The organism is Zavarzinella formosa DSM 19928 (assembly GCF_000255705.1).
GTDB lineage: Bacteria > Planctomycetota > Planctomycetia > Gemmatales > Gemmataceae > Zavarzinella > Zavarzinella formosa.
On sequence record NZ_JH636441.1, the window covers coordinates 727,934 to 745,922 of the forward strand.

The window sequence follows — 17,989 nt, forward strand, 5'->3', positions numbered from 1 at the left end:
TCGTCTGTCCCTTCGCGTCGTAGGACATCGTCACCGGTCCGCCCGCGTCCCACGCCCGCGTTTTGCGTCCCGCCGCGTCGTAACTGTGCGTCGTCCGCAACCCGCCCGCCAAGAGTTCGCGCGTCAGCCGCCCGGCCGGGTCGTAGACCATGGTCAGCCGGTTGCCCCGCGGATCCAGTTTCAACATCTGATGCCGGGCCGAGTCGTACGCCATCGTGACCCGCCGGCCCAACTGCTCGATCGACCCCAAATCCTGCCCGAGCGAGTCGAACAGAAAGGTGGTCCGGTAACCGCGGGCGTCGGTGAACCGGATTCTCCGACCGGCCGCGTCATACGCAAAGGTGGTGCGATAGCCGAGCGGATCCGTGTTCGCCCGCACCCGTCCGGCGGGGTCGTAGGCCGAGGTGGTCCTCGCACCCGTCCCGTCAATGCTCGCGATCACTCGGTCGGCCGCGTCATACGCCGTCGTGGTCCGCGACCCGACCGGGTTCACCGTCGCCAGCGTCCGGTCGGCCGCGTCGTAGACCGTGGTTGTCCGTTGGTTCAGCGGATTGGCCGCGGCGATGGTCCGGCCCGCCGGGTCGTAAACCGTGCTGGTCCTCTGGTTCAGCGGATTGACCGAGGCCGCCGCCCGCCCGACGGTGTCGTAAATCGTGGTCGTGCGCTTGCCGAGAGCGTTGACCGAGGCGGCTTGTTGCCCGGCGGCGTCGTACACCGTGCTGGTGCGGTTCCCCAAGGCGTCCACGGAGGCCAGCGACCGCCCGGCGGCGTCGTACACCGTGCTGGTGCGGTTGCTTAACGGATCAATGTTGACGACAGACCGGCCGGCCATGTCGTAAACGGTCGTCGTCCGCTCCCCGAGCGGATTGATGCTGACGATCGCCTGTCCGGCCGGGTCGTAAACAGTCGTCGTTCGCCGGGCTGTTCCATATCCGCTTTCGGTGGCCTCGCCGATTGGTTCGACGAGCGTGATCACCCGCCCGGCCGGATCATAGACGTTCGTGGTTCGGTTGGCGAGGGCGTTGACGGTGGCCAGCGAACGGCCGGCCGCGTCATACACGGTCGTCGTCCGTTTCGCCAGCGGATCGACCGACGCCAGCGAACGGCCCGCCGCGTCATACACCGTGCTGGTGCGTTCCAGGAGCGGGTTGACGACGGCCTTCGACCGCCCCGCCGCGTCGTATACCGTTGTCGTGCGATATCCCAGCGGATTGATCGAGGCGATGCTCCTCCCGGCCTGGTCATAAGCCGTGCTGGTCCGATACAGGAGCGGATTGACGGCGGCGATCTTCCTCGCCGCCGGGTCGTACACCGTTGTCGTGCGGAATCCCAGCGCGTTGACAGTGGCAATGGTTTTGGCGTTCCGGTCATAAACCGTCGTCGTCCGCGCGCCGGCCGGGTTGACCGAGGCAACGGCCTGGTCGATCGCATCATAAACCGTGCTGGTGCGCCGTCCCGCCCCGTCCAGGGTTGCCACGACCCGGTTCGCGGCGTCGTACACCGTGCTGGTGCGGACCCGCGTCGCGTCAATCTGGCCGACAGCCCGGTCGGCGGCGTCGTACATCGTGCTGGTCCGCGCGCCGACGGGGTTGATCGTCGCCCGGTTCCTGCCCGCCGCGTCATAGACGCTCGTCGTCCGTCGTCCCAGCGGATCAATGTTCGCCAGCGACCGCCCGACCGCGTCATACACCGTGCTCGTCCGGTTCCCCAGCGGATTTTCGGTCGCCAACGTGCGGCCGATCGCGTCGAAAATCACCGTCGTGATCTGGAGCAACGGATCAATCGTGGCGATTTTGCGGTCCAAAATGTCGTAGGAGTACGACGTTCGCCGCAGCGTGGCGTCCGCGCTGGCAAGCAACCGTCCGGGGATGTCATAAACGCTGGTGGAGCGGTTCCCCAGCGGATCGATGCTGCCTGTTGGCTGCCCGGCGGCGTCGTAGACCGTCGTGGAACGGTTTCCGAGCGGATCAATCGTCGCCAGTTTCTGTCCGGCGGCGTCATAGACCGAACTGGTCCGGTTCCCCAGCGGATCCACGGTCGCCGCGACCTGCCCGGCCGCGTCGTTGACGGTCGTCACCCGTTGGAGCAACGCGTTGACCGTGGCAATGGTCCGGCCCGCCGCGTCGTAGATCGTGGTGGCGCGGTTCCCAAGCGCGTTCGCCGATGCGACCGACCGCCCGGCCCGGTCGTAAACAAACGTCGCCCGGACCCCGAGCGGATTGATCGTCGCCAACGCCTGCCGGGCGGCGTCGTAAACCGTCGTTGATCGTTTCCCGATGGGATTAATCGTCGCAATCGCCCCGTCGGCCTTGTCGTACACCGTGGTGTTGCGGTATCCGAGCGGGCTGACCGTGGCCGCCGCCCGTCCGGCGGCGTCATACACGGTCGAGTTCCTGTTCCCCAACCCGTCGATTTGGGCGATTGTCCTCCCGGCCCGGTCGTAGGCGGTGGTGTTCAGGATTCCCAGCGCGTTGGTCACCGCCAGCGTCCGGCCGGCCGGATCGTAAGCCGTCGTCGTGCGGAAATTCGCCGGATTGACGCGGACCACAGGACGCCCGTCAGGGTCGTACGCCGTGGTGGTTCGCCAACCCGTCGGTCCGACGGCGGCGACGGCCTGCCCGGCGGCGTTGTAAATCGTGGACGTGCGGCGGCCCAGCGGGCCAATTTGGTTGATCGCCCGGCCGACGTTGTCATAGGTCGTGGTGGTGCGGTTCCCCAAGGCGTTGACGGCGGCGGTCTGCCGGGCGGCCTTGTCGAACACGTTGGTCGTTCGACGGCCCAGCGGATTCACGATGGCGATGGTTTGCGCCGCCCGGTTGTACACGGTGGTGACGCGGTTTCCAAGCGGGTCGATTTGAACCCGGGGCAGCCCGGACCGCGTATAGCAGGTAGTGGTCCTCGCCCCGAGCGGATCGGCGACCGCCGCCGCCCGTCCCGCGGCGTCGTACACGGTGGTCGTGCGGTAACCGAGTGGGTTGACCCGGGCCGTCGCCTGTCCGGCGGCGTCGTACACGGTGGTTGTGCGATTTCCCAACGGGTCGATGACCGCCACTTCCCGGGCCGCCGGGTCATAAACCGAGGTCGTGCGATTTTCCAAGGCGTTGATTTGCGCGGTCCTGCGCCCGGCCGCGTCGTACACGTTGGTGACTCGTTCTCCGAGCGGATTGACGGTGGCGAAGGGCCGGTTGGCCGGATCGTACACGGTGGTTGACCGCGTGTTGGTCGGATCGATGGCGGCCACCGCCCGTCCGGCCGGGTCGTACACGGTGGTGGTCCGGCGTCCCAGCGGCGTCACCGAACTGACGACTCGTCCGGACGGATCGAAGGAGTTGGTCGTCCGCAACCCCAGCGAGTTAACCGTCGCCAGCGTCCGTCCGGCCGGGTCATACACGGTGGTGGTCCGGGCGCCGTTCTGGTCTTGCGAAACGATCGTGCGCCCGTCCGGATCATAAATCGTGGAGACACGGTTCCCCAAGGGATCGACGGTGGCCAGTTGCTGTCCGGCCGGGTCGTACACGGAGGTCGTCGCATAATTCAGCGGATTCACAACCCGCCGCGTCCGCCCCGCCGCGTCGAAGACCGTTGTCGTCCGGTTCCCGGAAGCGTCCAATGCCGCGATGGTTTGCCCCGCCGCGTCATAAATCGTCGTTGACCGGTTGCCAAGGGCGTCCAAGGCGGCCACCGCCCGTCCGGCCGGGTCATACACCGTGGTGGTGCGATATCGCAGCGGATTGATGGTTGAAAGAGGCTCGCCCGCGAGGTCGTAGACCGTGCTTGTCCGGTTCCACAGCGGATCAACGCTCGCCACAGATCGTCCGTTGGCGTCGTAAATCGTGGTCGTACGGTTCCCCAACGGGTCCACGCTCGCGAGGTTCCGTCCGGCCGGGTCGTATACGGTGGTCGTCACCGCCCCGACGGGGGAAATTTGAGCCAGGGCGCGTCCGAGCTTGTCATAAACCGTCGTCGTGCGGTGATCAAGTTCGTCCCCCGCCGCGGCTGGTCGCCCGGCCAGGTCATAAATGGTGGTTTTCCGAAAACCCGTCGGTTCGATGGAGGCGTTCACCCGTCCGGCGGCGTTATAAAGCGTCGTGGTCCGAGAACCGACGGGGTTGATCATCGCCAGGACGAACCCGGCCGCGTCGCGCAAGGTGGTAGTCCTCGCCCCCGCCGGGGTGATCGTCGCAATGACGCGTCCGGCGGCGTCGTAGGAGGAGGTGCTTCGGTAACCAAGCGGATTTTGGTTCGCCACCGTCCGCCCGGCAGCGTCGAAGATCGTTGTCGTTCTCGCCGCCAACGCGTCAACAGTGGCGACAATGCGGCCAAGGCCGTCGTAGACGGACGTGGAGCGATTCCCCAACGGATTGGTGACGGCAATCGCCCGGCCAAGGGCGTCAAACGTCGTGCTGGCGCGGTTCCCGATCGCGTCAACGGCGGCGACGGGTTGCGAGGCGGCGTTGTAGACGATGGTTGAGCGGAATCCGAGCGGATTGATCACCGCCAGCGGCCGGGCGCCCAAATCGTAGACGGTCGTGGCCCGATTCCCCAGGGGGCTGATCGCCGCGACGGGCCGGCGGTCCGCGTCGTACACAACCGACACCCGTTTGCCCAGAGGATTGACGGTCGCCACCACGCTCCCGACCCGGTCATAAACGGTCGTCGTTCGACGGCCGTAAGGATCCAGGTCGGCCAGTTTCCGGCCGAGCGGATCATAAGTTGTGGTGAGCCGATTGCCAGCTCCGTCGACGGAGGCCACCGTCCGCCCGCCCAGATCAAACACCGTGGAAGTGCGCACCCCCGCGCCGTCAACAATGCTGATCGCTTGTGCGACTGAATCATAAGTCGTTGTGGTCCGACGCCCCAACGGTCCCCATATGGCGATTGCCTGCCCGCCGAGGTCATAGGCCAGCGAGGTGCGAACTCCCGTCGGATCAATCACCGCCACTCGCTGCTCGGCGTCGTTGTACACGGTCGTCGTCCGGCCGCCGAGCGGATTGACGGTCGCGATTCCGTTCCCGGCCAGATCATAAACATTGGTGGTCCGAAATCCGAGCGGATTGACCTGGACCACCGGCCGGTCCACAAGATCATAAACGAGCGTTGAGCGATTGCCCGTCGCATCAACGGTCGCCACGACCCGATCAACCAAATCATAGATCGTGCTCGTGCGGTTCCCCAAGGGGTTGACGGTCGCGATCAGTCGTCCTGACAAGTCGTAGACGAGCGATTGCCGGAACCCCAGCGGAGAGACCGTCGCGGACGGCCGGTTTGTGTCGTCATATACGGTTGTGGACCGAATTCCGAGGGCGCTGATGCTGGCCGTGACATTGCCGTTGTCATCATAAACACTGGTGACCCGGTTACCCGCCTGGTCAACCTGGGCGATCTGTCGAAGCGCGTCGTCATAAATGAACGAGATGATTCCGCCGGTCGCGTCGGTGACACGAACACGCTCGCCTCCCAACGGGGCGTATGTGGTGGTGGTGCGCCGGCCAAAAGGATCAATGACGGCGACCCGCCTGCCGGAAATATCATAAACTTGGGTCGCCCGCGAGCCCGACGCGAGAATCGACACAATCTGATTGCCGGTGAGATCATAAAGATACGACGTTCGATTTCCGAGCGGATTGACGACGCCGACGAGTTGGTTCTGCCCGTCGTAAATTTGCGTCGCCACGGCCCCGAGCGCGTTCTGCGTGGTCCGGATCAGTCCCGCCGGGGTGTACGTGAGGGAGGTGCGGTGGCCCAACGGGTTGATTCTGGCCACGACCAGCCCGGTCGCGTCGTATCGGTTCTCGTTGACGCCTCCGTTCGGCGCGGTCGCCGTGGTGATTTGTCCGCGGCTATTATAGGCGTATGTGTCGGTCGCATACGGCCCCTGGACAGACGTGCGGTTGTCGCCATCCCACACCAAGGTCGACACAGCCCCGGACGGCTCGGTGAGAGTCTTCAACCGGTTTCCGAGGACCGAGAGATCGTAGGTGAGCGTGATTCTCGCTCCGGCGGGATCGATCACATACTTAAGCGTGCGCGGCCGGCCGTTTTCGTCTTCGGGGGAAATCGTCGGCAAGTCGTAGCCGAAGGTGGTGATGCCGCCCGAGGGTTCGACGTGCCGGGTCAGCCAGCCATCCTCCCAGGTGTATGTTGACCGGAGGCCCGCCGGGTCAATGATGCCCGTGATGTTCCTCGCAAAATTGTAGAGGATCGTGGTTTTGGCGCCCCGGGGATCCGTCATTCGGCTGGCCGACCAGTTCAGCCATTCAACGCGTGCCGTTCCCGACTCGGGAGAATCGATCGATTTTATCCAATTCAACCCTGTTTGATAGGCAAAGGTCGTTCTCGCTCCGCGAGGATCCGTGTGGGTTTTGACAAAATGAGCGACATCATAACTCAGGGTTGTGACAGCTCCGTTCGGTTCAATCCGACGGACAAGGTGCCCCGCCGGGTCGACGGTGAAGGTCGTCGTGCGACCCGCCGGGTCCAGGAAACTTTTGATTTTTCCGAAGCCGTCATAAGTGAATGACGCGCGGGACAGGGCCGGATCAAGGATGGTTTGAATGCGGTTTGAATTGTCATACGAAAATGTCCAGCGGCAATCGGCCCCCCGCTTGATAAAGTCCCTTTGGCCTGTGGTGTCGTAGTGGTGCTCGAACCCGTTGAATTCCGTCTCTGTCCAAGTGCCGTCCAGGTTTTGTTTCAATGCGCTCGTGGAGCCGTCCGGAGGTTGATAAGTATTCGTTGAATCTTTGTTGGTAAAAAGAAGCCGACCGCCGCCCCCGATGATTTGGACATTGTCGCCATCGACCACGAGGCTTCGTTTGGCGTTCAAACTCCAGCCCCATCCGAATTCCGGGTCACTCGGCGGGGAGCCGTCGGTCAGAAACAAGGTGCTGTATGTCAATTCGGGGGACAGGCTGAACGGTCCCCAAGGCTGCGTCGGCCAGGCGAGATTCACGCTTCCGTTCGACGGATTGACCAACCCGGCCGCCCCGGGAATTTCAGGCACCATCGGGGTGTGCCGCGTCACCCATTTGGAGTATAACGCCCAGATTTTGCTCGCCGCATTCCGCGAATTGATCGGTGTGGTGTCGGTGGGGCAGCTTCTTGGCTGGCCCGGCGACACTGTCGGCGTCTTGTAACTCGCGCATTTGTCACACGCCCCCTCAATCAGGCAATGGCAACCCGTTGGTTTCACACAACATGATTTGGGCCCTCCGGGATCGGCGGGCGGCAACGGGGGCGCCGGCGGTCCGTTTCGCAAACTCACGAGACATTTCGCGTATTGATCAAGCACCTGCGCGGCCAGTTCGGGAAAATCGGCCCGGACGGTTATTTGGGAAGGCCAGTTGTTGCACTGATCGACCACCGGGCCATAAACCGGATCCACGGGATCGTCTTCCCCGATCCAATCAAGCGTGATCACGCCGTTCAATAACTTGCCGGCTTTGAGGGTGGACTTCCAGGCGACGCTCCGCATGCCGTTGAACCAATAAAATCGCAAAACAAACTCGACATCCGAACCGGAGGGAGGAACGGAGCCCGCCACGCTCAGCTGAATGAAACAGGCTCCGCACGGCCAGCCGATATCCTTCAAAAAGGTTCCCCACATGCAGGGGTTGGGATAAAAGGTGTCCAAATAGGAAAGGGTAAATTCCGTGGCGGCAATTGTCTCGCACCCGCCCGGGTCGCATTTGTTTGAAGTCAGGCCGGGAAAAGTGACTTTCCACGACAAGGGCAGGCCGCCGGGATTTGTTGAACAACCGCATCCTGTCGCGACAGCCATGGGAAATCCTGCGATGGGTGTAAAATCGAAATTGTTTCAAGGAAGAACTGTCGAAGCGAACTGCGATCACACGCCTGCATGACCGCCTTCGAGCAAGACAAACCTTCCGCCGCGATGACACTTTTGATTCGTCGGGCCGCGAGTGTGAAACCAGAACTCACAGAACTCGCAACGGCATCAGAAATGTGCCGGATAATTGATCTGAACGGTTTGTCCTCAAAATTAGTTTGTCTGTGAATGAGAAATGCGAACCGGCAATCAAGGAATGGCTTGCCAAAAGACAAAATGAACTGGGCATGGGACGCACCTGGAAATTGTCAAATCAAAACCAAGTGATTATTTCACCCCAGCTAATGTGTCATGTCAAGAAAAATCGCCAGGCAAATTTTCAATTGCCTCACATGATTCGAAGTCAATTTGATTCAAACAAGACGGATGAAAGCCGGCATTGAGAAAGAAACTCGTTCATGACACTCGGCAATCACAAATGGGCGCATCCATCTTCACTGGTGCGGACACGGGGAATTGGGTGAAAGAGGTTGAGGAAGATCGTCGTGATCGGAGATCCAAGGATGAGTCGCATGCCAGTGATGTTGGAACTGACCGAGACCGAGAAGATTCTGGTTCGCCGGACGCTGGCGTACCATGAGGAGTTGCAACGGGTGGCCCGGACCGCCCCGCTCGGGAAATTGTTGACGAACTGCGAGACAGCCATTCTCCAAGGGGGCCGGGAGCTTCAGCGGTCGCTGTTGGAACGGGTGGTTCAGGAGGGTTAGTGGAATGGTTGCTGATCAACTTTTTGCCATTAAAATCGAATGATGGTTTCTGAGGGAGTTTGCAGACAGTTTTGTTCTTGGGCAAACTGATCGCGCAACATGCGGTCGAGAGCCGGACATTTCGGTCGCCGGGAGTGATCGAGCATCAAGATTCCTTCCTTGACAATTCGCGTAGCCAGGTAATTCAACGCCTCCAGCGCCGGCTGAAGTCTCTCTGTGTCAATCCGTGCAAAACGAAACCGGGCAGGCCCGGACAAAGATGGAATTGCTCCGAGGTGAAACAGCGCCTGTGCATTGGCATGGCGGCAACCAGCCATCTTCATCTCCGCCATGTTTTTTTCGGGCTGGCGTTTCCGATCAAGGGCGCCGGGCTCCGGAAGAATGCCGGACGTGTCGCAGAGATGCAACATGGAATGCGGCGAGCAACAACCAATGAATCGGGAGGCTCCTCCGATGACGGGGCCAACTTCGATGAGATCGCCAGGAAGATGGTTTGTGCCAATGATGGAATCGCGGATTAACCGGAGCCGGTCCGGGCTAAAATCCGCTTGTCCGGCCAGCGACTGAAGTTCTCGAGCTTCGTCGCGAGGACGAAGAGTGTCGGCAAAGAATGCGGCCGCCTCGTAGGCCCGCGGGATCCCGACATACCGCATTTGGGGGTCGGGACGATGAAAGAACCACGTTCGGCCTTCCAAAGCATAACAACGCATTCGTTCGCCGACAGGGGTGTTCGTCAGGCATGCCAAGACTTTAAAGGCTCGACCGGTGACTGCCAGCGCCAGTCTCAGCGGGTCTTCCTCTTCCGACAGGTGTTCAAAGTAATAATCCGAATGCTGGCAAATCCAGTGGGCGAGGACGATTTCCTTCCATGCCGACGGGCGATGGATCAAACATGCCTGCGAACCGAATCCGGGGGGGCAGGGCCGGCCGGCCGGCCGGACTGTTTCCGGGAGACTTCCCTGCTCCCCGGCCGGGGATGCCCAAACGGAAATCCTCTGGCGCTCGGACAGGGCGAACAGTCCGGTCGGATCGGTGGCGACATGCAGTTCGGGATCAAGCCAGAGACAGGTCTCGAAGCGAGAACGGGCGAGGGCGTACCATTTGTGTTCCCCTCCCGGAAGTTTGTTGGAAAAAGGCGCTCGCCGGTCTTGAAACGTCCGGCCCGCGGCCTCCAGACTCAGGAGCGTCACCCCAAGTTCCATGACCCGGCTGGAATTGATCGTGTCGATTCCGCCGTGAAACCAACACTCCACCGGCAATTCGCACCCTGATTCTCTCAGCAATCGGAGCATCACGATCACGCGGGGCCAGTTTGATTGGTCACCGCAGGTGACAATTCCCCGGCCGGCCCCGCCGGGATAGCCAATTTCCCTGTCAGGCAACGATCGCAAAGCCGACGAATGCTGTTCAATCACCGAGGGACGACGCGCCCAGTCGGAAGGTTCGGATCGAAACGGGGCGGGCAATGGATCCTCATGCCCCAGGAGAGTCGCCTGGCTTGCCACGCTCACGCCGGGTCTTTTTAAGAGCACTTCGTCCAAGACCGGAGGCCAGAATTCCGAAGAGGTTCCGTACCAGGCGTCGGGGCGCAAGAAATGGGTGTCGGGAGGATTGCCTTCCTCCACGATCACCGGCAGTTTCAGTCCTTCGGCGATCGCCCGGGGACAACTCTGGTTCCCGATAAACAAATCGGCCCCGGCAATCACGCAAGCCAGTTCCAGCAAATCATTCGTCGGTTGGTAAGGAATCGGGCCGAAATTATGGGTGAAATCCGCGTGTTCCCTCGCGGTGCCGACGAAAACGGCCTGTCCCCGGACAGCCTCGACGATTTTCCCCCAGGGAAACGACCTGCCATGATAACGGGCGCTTCTTGCCACAATCACCGGAGCAACCGAATTCTTCCGCGGGACGGTCAGCCAGGGGTTTGACCGGTTGCCGAACGGAATGTCGAGCCAATGATGATAATGATCACTGATTTGCCCTTTGGAATGATGGAATTTTCTCAGGGCGGCGTTTAGTGTCACCCCGCATGGCCGGGGAGTGAATTCTGACGACGCAATATAAGGCTGGGCGGATATCAAGGGGATGATTCCGGCGGCGTGTTCGTAAGTCATCGGCGCCCGGGTGCCAAAATCGTGGTAAAGGTGATACTCGGCTTTTCGGCCGCTCTCGCGGCATAAATCATAAACGGCGGACAATGAGTAGATAATATCGCCGTAATCACCGTGGTGTGACCAGATGAAGCCCGTGTCTGAGTATGCGCGGCGAACTGGCGCGGGCAACGTCCGTGCTTTTGCCGGATAATCCGACAATGAGCGAAAATCCCGCCTTGAAGCGGAGCATGAGAGCCTGGCTTCTTCGCCCTCGACAATCGCGAGGTGGCCGGCGTCATGCGTCAAATTGACACGGTCGCTTGGAGTCCCGCCCGACAGTTCACCCGCATCTGCGCTGAAATTGCTCAAATACCCGCGAGACGCCAGATGATGAGATGTCAAGGACGACGGTTCTTTGCAATTATTCCTGGCCAGCGAGGCCAATTCTTCAGGGCTGAGCTTCATGGATTCACCTTGGATCGTATGCTCAAACAACTAGCTGTTTCTGACGGCCGCCTCACCGTTTCCGGTTTCTCAAGGGAGAGGAACGAACGGGATTTTCCAGTGAAACCGAAATCATTCTCAGATGACCGGCAATGCGTGTTCCCTTGTCGGCGGGAAAATAGTCGCCGTTGATTGATTTCAAGAACGAGAGCCTGCCAGACTTCTTTCATGCTCCGCGGCCGCAACGTCTCCGATGTCTTCCAGCGTCCGGGCCAGATTCAGGCGGGTTTCGGCGGCCTGCGGTCGCAAGTCCAGTGATGTTCGAAACGAGGCAATTGCTTCAGTCATTTTTCCCGATCTTAGCTGGACGATCCCAAGATTATGCCAAGCCGCCGCGTCGCCGGGATCCAGACGGACCAATTTTGTCAAGACATCCTCCGTCTGTTCATCGTCGCCCGCCTCGAAGCAGGCTCGCCCGAGTTTTCTCAACGGCTCGGGATCATCGGGCATTTGGCACGATGCCTGTTCCCATTTGGACCGGGCCCGCCCTTGATCGCCCCCGATCCATGAGACAAGACCCTCCAAAAGAGAAACATCCCCGTCGAGGCCGTTGATTGTTTTCATTTGTGCCAAAGTCTCCGTCAATGCCGCATGATTCTGCTGGGCGGCCAGCGATTCTCCAAGACCTCGCCATCCGGCGGAATATTCGGGGACCTCGCCGATGATCTGTCGCCATTCGCTTTCCGCGCGGGCATGCTCGCCCCGCTCCGCCCATGCCAACGCCAGGTTCTGACGGGCTTTGAAACCCGAAATTCCGCGGTCAACACTCGTGAAATAACGGTCTCGCGGCCGGTTTAGCACACGCTCGTATGCCGCCGCGGCTTCGGCCAGGTTTCCGGTGGCGTGCAGCAAAACACCATGCCGGAACTCCAATTCCAAATCGTCCGGAAACAATCGCAATCCGCGTTCGCAGGTTTCCAAAGCCGCGTCGGTTTTGCCCGCCCGATGCTCGCAGTGGGCCAGCAGGGAGTGCGCTTTTCGCAAATGCGACTCCCCGGGGCCGGCCCGGCCGATGCTCCGAGTCAGATGTTCAATGGCTTTGGCATGTTCGCCGATATCGGCGTACGTCATTCCCAGGTTGAAAAGGGTGAACGGATGATCCGGTCGTTCGGCCTGTTCCAAGTGCAACAATCGCAAGTCACGTTCGATCTTGCGTTTTTGGCCCGACGGGCTGTGATCATATCCGGAGTGAACGACAAAAAGGCTCGTCCAGGCGACTTCCCCGCCCGCCCGGCGAATCGCAGGGAGGATTTGTTCGTGAATCCGACCCTCAAACCGCAACTCGGGACGGTTTCGGAAAAGTTTGACATGGTCCACGACGGTCATGTTTTCTTCGCCCTTTTTCCCGGGGCCCGGGCAGTGAACCTGAACCACGAATCCCAACATGTCCTCCGCATGGTCCGAACAAGCCAGCGCTCGCAATTCTCTTCCGTTCTGGTCGTCGATGGTGTCGTCCGAGTCCATCCAAAACACCCATCGGCCGCGCGCATGCCGGACCGACTCGTTCCTGGCCGCCGAAAAATCATCGCACCAGGGAAAGTGAAACACCCTCGCGCCCAGCGAGGCCGCCATGGCGGGGGTGTCATCTTGGGAGCCGGTGTCCACGACAACCATCTCGTCAACCCAAGGACGAATGCTCTCAAGGCAGGGGCCGATCGTCGAGCGATTGTCGCGGACAATCAGGCAAACCGACAAGATGATCGCCTGCTCAAGCAGCAGCCCCCCTGACGGGCCGGCCCGAAGGGCCAGCCCGGTTTCCGATCCCAAGACGGGACGCGGGGAGGATGTTGTCCGCGAGGACGGTTCCTCCCATTTGGAAAGGAATTTCCGCTGATTCTGGCGCATCAAGGCCCCGAGGTCAATTCCGCCGCCCGCAAAAGTCCGGCTGCCAAAATGATGGACGAAGGCGTCCCTTGCGATGACGGCGCGAAAGCCGGCGCGCCGGGCGCGCAGGCAGAAATCGTCGTCCTCATAACACCCCAGGCCGAACTGTTCGTCGAGCAAGCCAATTCGGTCGATGACTTCCCGCCGCGTCAGCAGGCAAAAACCGACCAGTCGATCGGTGTCAGCCAGCCGGCCGGCGTTGGAATGGCCCCATTCCCAGGCAAAGCCGTCAATTCCGGCCAAATCATCGTAAGTGACGTTGATCTGCTGCTCGCCGCTCACATTATTCGAGCACGGACCGACCAGTCCCACTTTCACGTCGCTGTTCAGCGCCGACAGAAGCCGTCTCAGCCAGCCCGTTGGCAGGATGGTGTCATTGTTCAGCAGCAGAATCTGGCGCCCGGCCGCGGCAATCATTCCTTGATTGACGGCCGCGGCAAAACCGCGGTTGGTCGGGTTGGTGATGACCCGGATTCGGCCGTCGGAGGCGGCGAGCGAGCGCAGATAGCCCGACGTTCCGTCCGAGGAACCATTGTCGACAACAATCACCTCAAAGGGCTCGTCGGTGACGAGACGCAGACTGTCCAGGCAAAGCCGTGTGTAATTCAACTCGTTGTGCACGGGAATGACAACCGATGTCAGACCCCAGTCAATTGATCGGGCGGGACGGGCCACCGCCAGCCATTGATATGTGTAAAACTCCTCGGCTTCGGCCGCTGACAACGGACCTATTTGCAGGCCGCGAACACGAACCTGGCCGGGCCGTCCGTCGGCCACCCATTCCGCATGACCGGGGCCGGGAAGGGGGGCGACCAGGCCGGTCTCAAAACCCGCCCGAAACAGCAGTTTTTCAACCTCCCGGCGGGTGAAGAACCGCAAATGAGTCCGGTCCAGCAATCCGGCGGATTCATATGTCCAGTCGCCCGCGAGCAATGATCGGACAACGGAGTGATGACGGACATTGGGAATGCTGGCAATCAGCCGGCCGTCCGGCTTCAGCCATGTTTGAACTCTCCGCAGGAAGGCGAGAGGATCCCGCAAATGTTCAAGCACATCCCCGCAAACAACGGCGTCAAATGATTGCCCGGCAAACGACAGGGAAGGGGATTCGACGTCGCCTTCCCAAACTTCATCCAAACGCGATCTGGCTGCTTTCGCCGCGGAGGGATCGAACTCAAGCCCGGTAACCCGGGCTTGTTGTCGTTGTTTTAATTGTTCGCCAAGGCGGCCCGCCCCGCATCCGACATCCAAAATGCTTTTGGCTTCGCCCGGTATTTGGGCCAGCAACTCCGGCCGGTCGAACTCAAAATAGCCCGGATCGTACGAGGAGGATGAGCGGGCCGTCGGGGAGGCGGTCGGATTGATGCTCGGAAGATTTTGGACGGCGTTCAAGATTTTTTCCATTCGCTTCCGGTAAGTGTGGAATTCGAGAACGATTTGGCGGCCGGCATCCTCAATGCGTGAACGAACCGCCGGGCGGGACAGATAATACGCGAGTTTGTCAAGCAATTCATCCCGATCGCCATAGGTTGCCAAATGGAACCCGTCGCGAAACAACTCCGACTGTCCCGATTCGGGCAAATCATTTGTGACCAGCAAGGAGCCGCATGCCAGGCCCTCGAACACCCTCATGTTCACATCGTTGCGAATGCTTCGGTTAAAAACGGTGCGGGCCTCGGAATACGCCCGGGCCATCGCGTCGAAATAAGCCTGGCCGATGAAGTGGGACGGGAATTGTTTCGCCAGGATCGCGAGCAATTCCGCCCTGGGTCCGGGAAAAACATGGCCGACGAACGCGAAGTCCCATCGTTTGGTCAACTCATGCCGGATGTGAATGTCGGGATCGCAGGCCAGCGGCAGCCACTCGGCGGCGACTCCGGACGCCCGCATCGCCTCGGCCCCGGGTTTTTGGGCGGCAAACGTCAGATCCGCCTTCTTTGCCTGGCGGAGACACCGCTCGAAGTCAAGATGCGTGTCAATCGCCCACCACGCCAGAGGACGCAAGCGGTCCGGCGCCTCAAACTCCAGACCGTCGTCAATTCGAACGAACAAATCAAAGTCTTGCGGAGTTACCCTGTCCAGCTTCCCGGGATGGAGGTGAACCGCCTCCGCCAGATGCTGAAACGCGGACAGGCAATAACCTCCGGTCGTTTCGGGACGGGCTTGGTTGTCGAAGATCACCCCCACGCGTCGAATGGTCATTTTCAAGCAACCCTCTGGATAAGGCGGGTTTCCAATCTTTCCGTGAAGTCCTCGTTCGCATGATCTGGCCGCCGGCCGGCTGGCGGCTTGCCGGTTTTCTCATGATCCGGACCGGGGGATGGATGAATCATGATCTCCTATTGAAAGGAAATTTGCACCGCCGGCATGGAATAAGGCTTGTCGTCGGAGGGATCCTCCGGGGCGGAAAACGTCAACACCACGCGGGAGGCTTGTCGATAGGAGGCCGGCTCCTGGCTGACGGCGCGTTGCAACGGCGACTCAACCCACTCCGCCGTCAGTTTGTGAACCACGCGGCCGCCTTCCCGGCCGCCCGATTGCCGGTCGAGACGGTGGGCGGCCCTGCCAACGTAATGCCCGAGGGCCTCGGGCCACGTCAATTCCTTGCGCCGTTCCTCCCGCCAGTTCCGCGATATCTCCCTAAGCCGCTTGTCCGCGATGGCGCGCATCGCATCCCCGTCGAGCGGTTTGAACACGATGATTCGCTTGATCCGGGCCAGAAACTCCGGAGTGAACACGGGCCGGTCGGACTTCCCATGCCGGATTTGTGACAAGGCTTCCTTCATGCGACTCGTGATCTCGTCGACTGATTTTCCCTCCCGGGCCATCTCTGAAATCATTCGCTGGCCGACGTTGGTGGTCAGAATGAAAATCGCCTTGGTTCCAAATGCCTTCACCCCCCGCTGATCCGTGACCCATCCCTCGTCAAACAAGTTCAGAAAGGGTTGAAGAACGTCCGGGTGGGCCTTGTCGGCCTCGTCCAAAAGAACCACGCCGTAGGGGTCGGCGTTCAGTTCGTTCACCAACCGTCCGCCCCGGTCGTTGCCCACGTATCCCGGGGGGACGCCGATGATGGTCGCCACGCTGTGCGGTTCGACGCAATTCCCCAAGGTGTATGTCTTCAGCCGCTTTGACGCCGAATAAAACCGGGCCAGCGCCTTGGCCATCTCCGTTTTTCCGGTTCCCGTCTGTCCCAGGAAAAGCATCACGGAGGCGGGTTTGGTGGCGTTCGTCATCCCGGCCTTGATCAGGCCCAATTCGGCGGCGACTTCGCGGATGGCATGGTCCTGGCCGAAAATCACGTCACGCAACCCCTGCTCATAGTCCGTCTGCCCGGCGACGCCACAAAGAGTTTCAGCCGGAACCCCGCTGAGTTCCGAGACGATTCTGACAATGTGGTCGGCCGTCAGGACCGGGCCGGGCCGGGCCAGCTGGCGGCGATCATAGTCGATCCGTTCACAGGCTTGGGTCAGGACACGGACGGCCTTGGCGGGGAACTGGTCGTTCAAGACATAACCGGCGGACAACACGACGGCTTGCCGAATGGCATCGGGATCGATCCCGATGCCATAACGTGTCTCAAGCCCCCGGGCGAACTGGGCGGTCAGTCTCAGGGCCGTGTCCTGATCCGGTTCCGGGACATCGACCCGGGTGAACAACTCGCCAAACTCGGGATCGTCGGCGACAACCTCCTCATATTCCTGCGGCGTCAGGAGGCCGATGATCCGGCATTGGCAATCAGACAGGGCTTCCAACATCGCCGGCTTGTTCGATCCCCGGTCGCCTCGGAGCAACCTTGCAAACCCGTCGAGACACACCACCAAATCCTCACGGCCGGCGATGTGCGCCAACAGGGCGGCCAGTCGCGGCCGGGTTTCATCCGGCGGAATGTGGCGGCCGTCTGCCATCAAAAAATGACAGGCTGACAGGAACGGAATATGTCCGCCAGCCGCGAGACGGGCGAATTCGGCGACCACCGCGGCCTTCCCGACGCCCCGCTCGCCCGTCAATAACACATGCGGGTCTTGCCGGCGGTGCATCCCGCGAGCCATGTTTTCAAATATTTCCTGATACATCAATTCGTTCTTGAACGTGAGCGTCTTGTCGCCGACGGATTGCCGGGCTCTCCATGTCAGGTCTTCCGACGGGGCGATTGCTCGCGGGAGCAGGATGGGTTCGCCTGGCATTTCAGGGCAGTCGGCGGTCGGGGTTGTTGGTTTTTCCAACTCCGGGGCCGAGGCCGCTGTCATGGCCAGTCCCACCGCCTCACGAAACAGTCCCGCCGCCTTCCCGATGTCTAGGTTTGCCAGGGATTCCCGGCCGGAGGGCTCCATGTGAACCAGGACAAAATGAAGCAGCAGTTCCGGCGCGACCGGGTTGAGAAGTCCCCCGCTGCCGCGAAGGACGGCGGCGAACTCGTCGAGCGCCCGCAGGGCTTCCGGGGAAAAGTGTTGTCGCGACTTTTTCGTGATCGGATCCGCCGGCAATTCTGTGATTGGAAACCCCTCGATCATCTCCTCCAGGCTTCCACTTTGAACGGCGCCCCGCATGACCGACTTGATTCTCGTGTCATTCAATCGCAGGGCCGACATGAGAAAGTCCGACGGGTTAATGACGCCGCCTCCGGGGGCGACTCCGAGCAAGATCGCGCGGGCACGCGGGTCTGTGACAAGTTGGGGGACGAAGAATCCATTCTGAAACGGCATGGGCATTCGCGGGGAAGGAGTCTCGAAGGATCGATTTGTGGCGAATTTCACTATAATTCCAGCGCAACGCACACGCAAGCAATCTCTTGCAATCCGCCCCTTTTTTACGGACAATATGATGAGAGTTTCCCGTCAATGAAGGCAACGTCAACCGCTCCTCCGTTCAACGAGATGCCCCGCCTGAAAAGTTGATATCTGCAAAGTCGAAGTCCAATATCCTTTTCATCACGAACGAAGATTCAAGAT

Annotated in this window: 5 protein-coding genes; 1 reads left to right on the plus strand and 4 read right to left on the minus strand. The window is 60.8% G+C overall.

Translation table 11 applies throughout. The features are described 5' to 3' along the window. The coding region (locus BGIM_RS51315; RefSeq protein WP_193789002.1) for an RHS repeat protein at window positions 1–7,780 on the minus strand (7,780 nt) is incomplete at its 3' end. Window positions 7,781–8,352: 572 nt separating this feature from the next. On the opposite strand from BGIM_RS51315, the gene BGIM_RS0119430 reads away from it, so the two are divergent. Further along, entirely contained in the window at window positions 8,353–8,556 is a 204-nt protein-coding gene (locus BGIM_RS0119430; RefSeq protein WP_020471396.1) for a hypothetical protein, read from the plus strand. Between the two features lie 29 nt (window positions 8,557–8,585). Here the strand turns inward: BGIM_RS0119430 and BGIM_RS0119435 are convergent, their stop codons facing one another. From BGIM_RS0119435 to BGIM_RS0119450, 3 genes are all read right to left on the minus strand, one after another. Then, complete coding sequence (locus BGIM_RS0119435) at window positions 8,586–10,754, minus strand: alpha-mannosyltransferase (RefSeq protein ID WP_157369237.1); 2,169 nt, start codon at window positions 10,752–10,754, stop codon at window positions 8,586–8,588. Between the two features lie 537 nt (window positions 10,755–11,291). Then, window positions 11,292–15,239 carry a glycosyltransferase gene (locus BGIM_RS57845; RefSeq protein WP_020471398.1) on the minus strand — a complete coding sequence of 1,316 codons (3,948 nt, stop codon included), beginning with the start codon at window positions 15,237–15,239 and terminating at the stop codon, window positions 11,292–11,294. A 137-nt stretch (window positions 15,240–15,376) separates the two neighbouring features. Next, a complete protein-coding gene (locus tag BGIM_RS0119450; protein WP_157369239.1) occupies window positions 15,377–17,743 on the minus strand; it encodes an AAA family ATPase in 2,367 nt (788 codons plus the stop codon). Window positions 17,744–17,989 lie beyond the last annotated feature (246 nt).

What these genes read in the sequence shown, in the direction of transcription:
- BGIM_RS0119430 (WP_020471396.1), top strand. Translation starts at nt 8,353, where the DNA reads ATGAGTCGCATGCCAGTGATGTTGGAACTGACCGAGACCGAGAAGATT.
- BGIM_RS57845 (WP_020471398.1), bottom strand. Translation starts at nt 15,239, where the DNA reads ATGACCATTCGACGCGTGGGGGTGATCTTCGACAACCAAGCCCGTCCC.
- BGIM_RS0119450 (WP_157369239.1), bottom strand. Translation starts at nt 17,743, where the DNA reads ATGCCGTTTCAGAATGGATTCTTCGTCCCCCAACTTGTCACAGACCCG.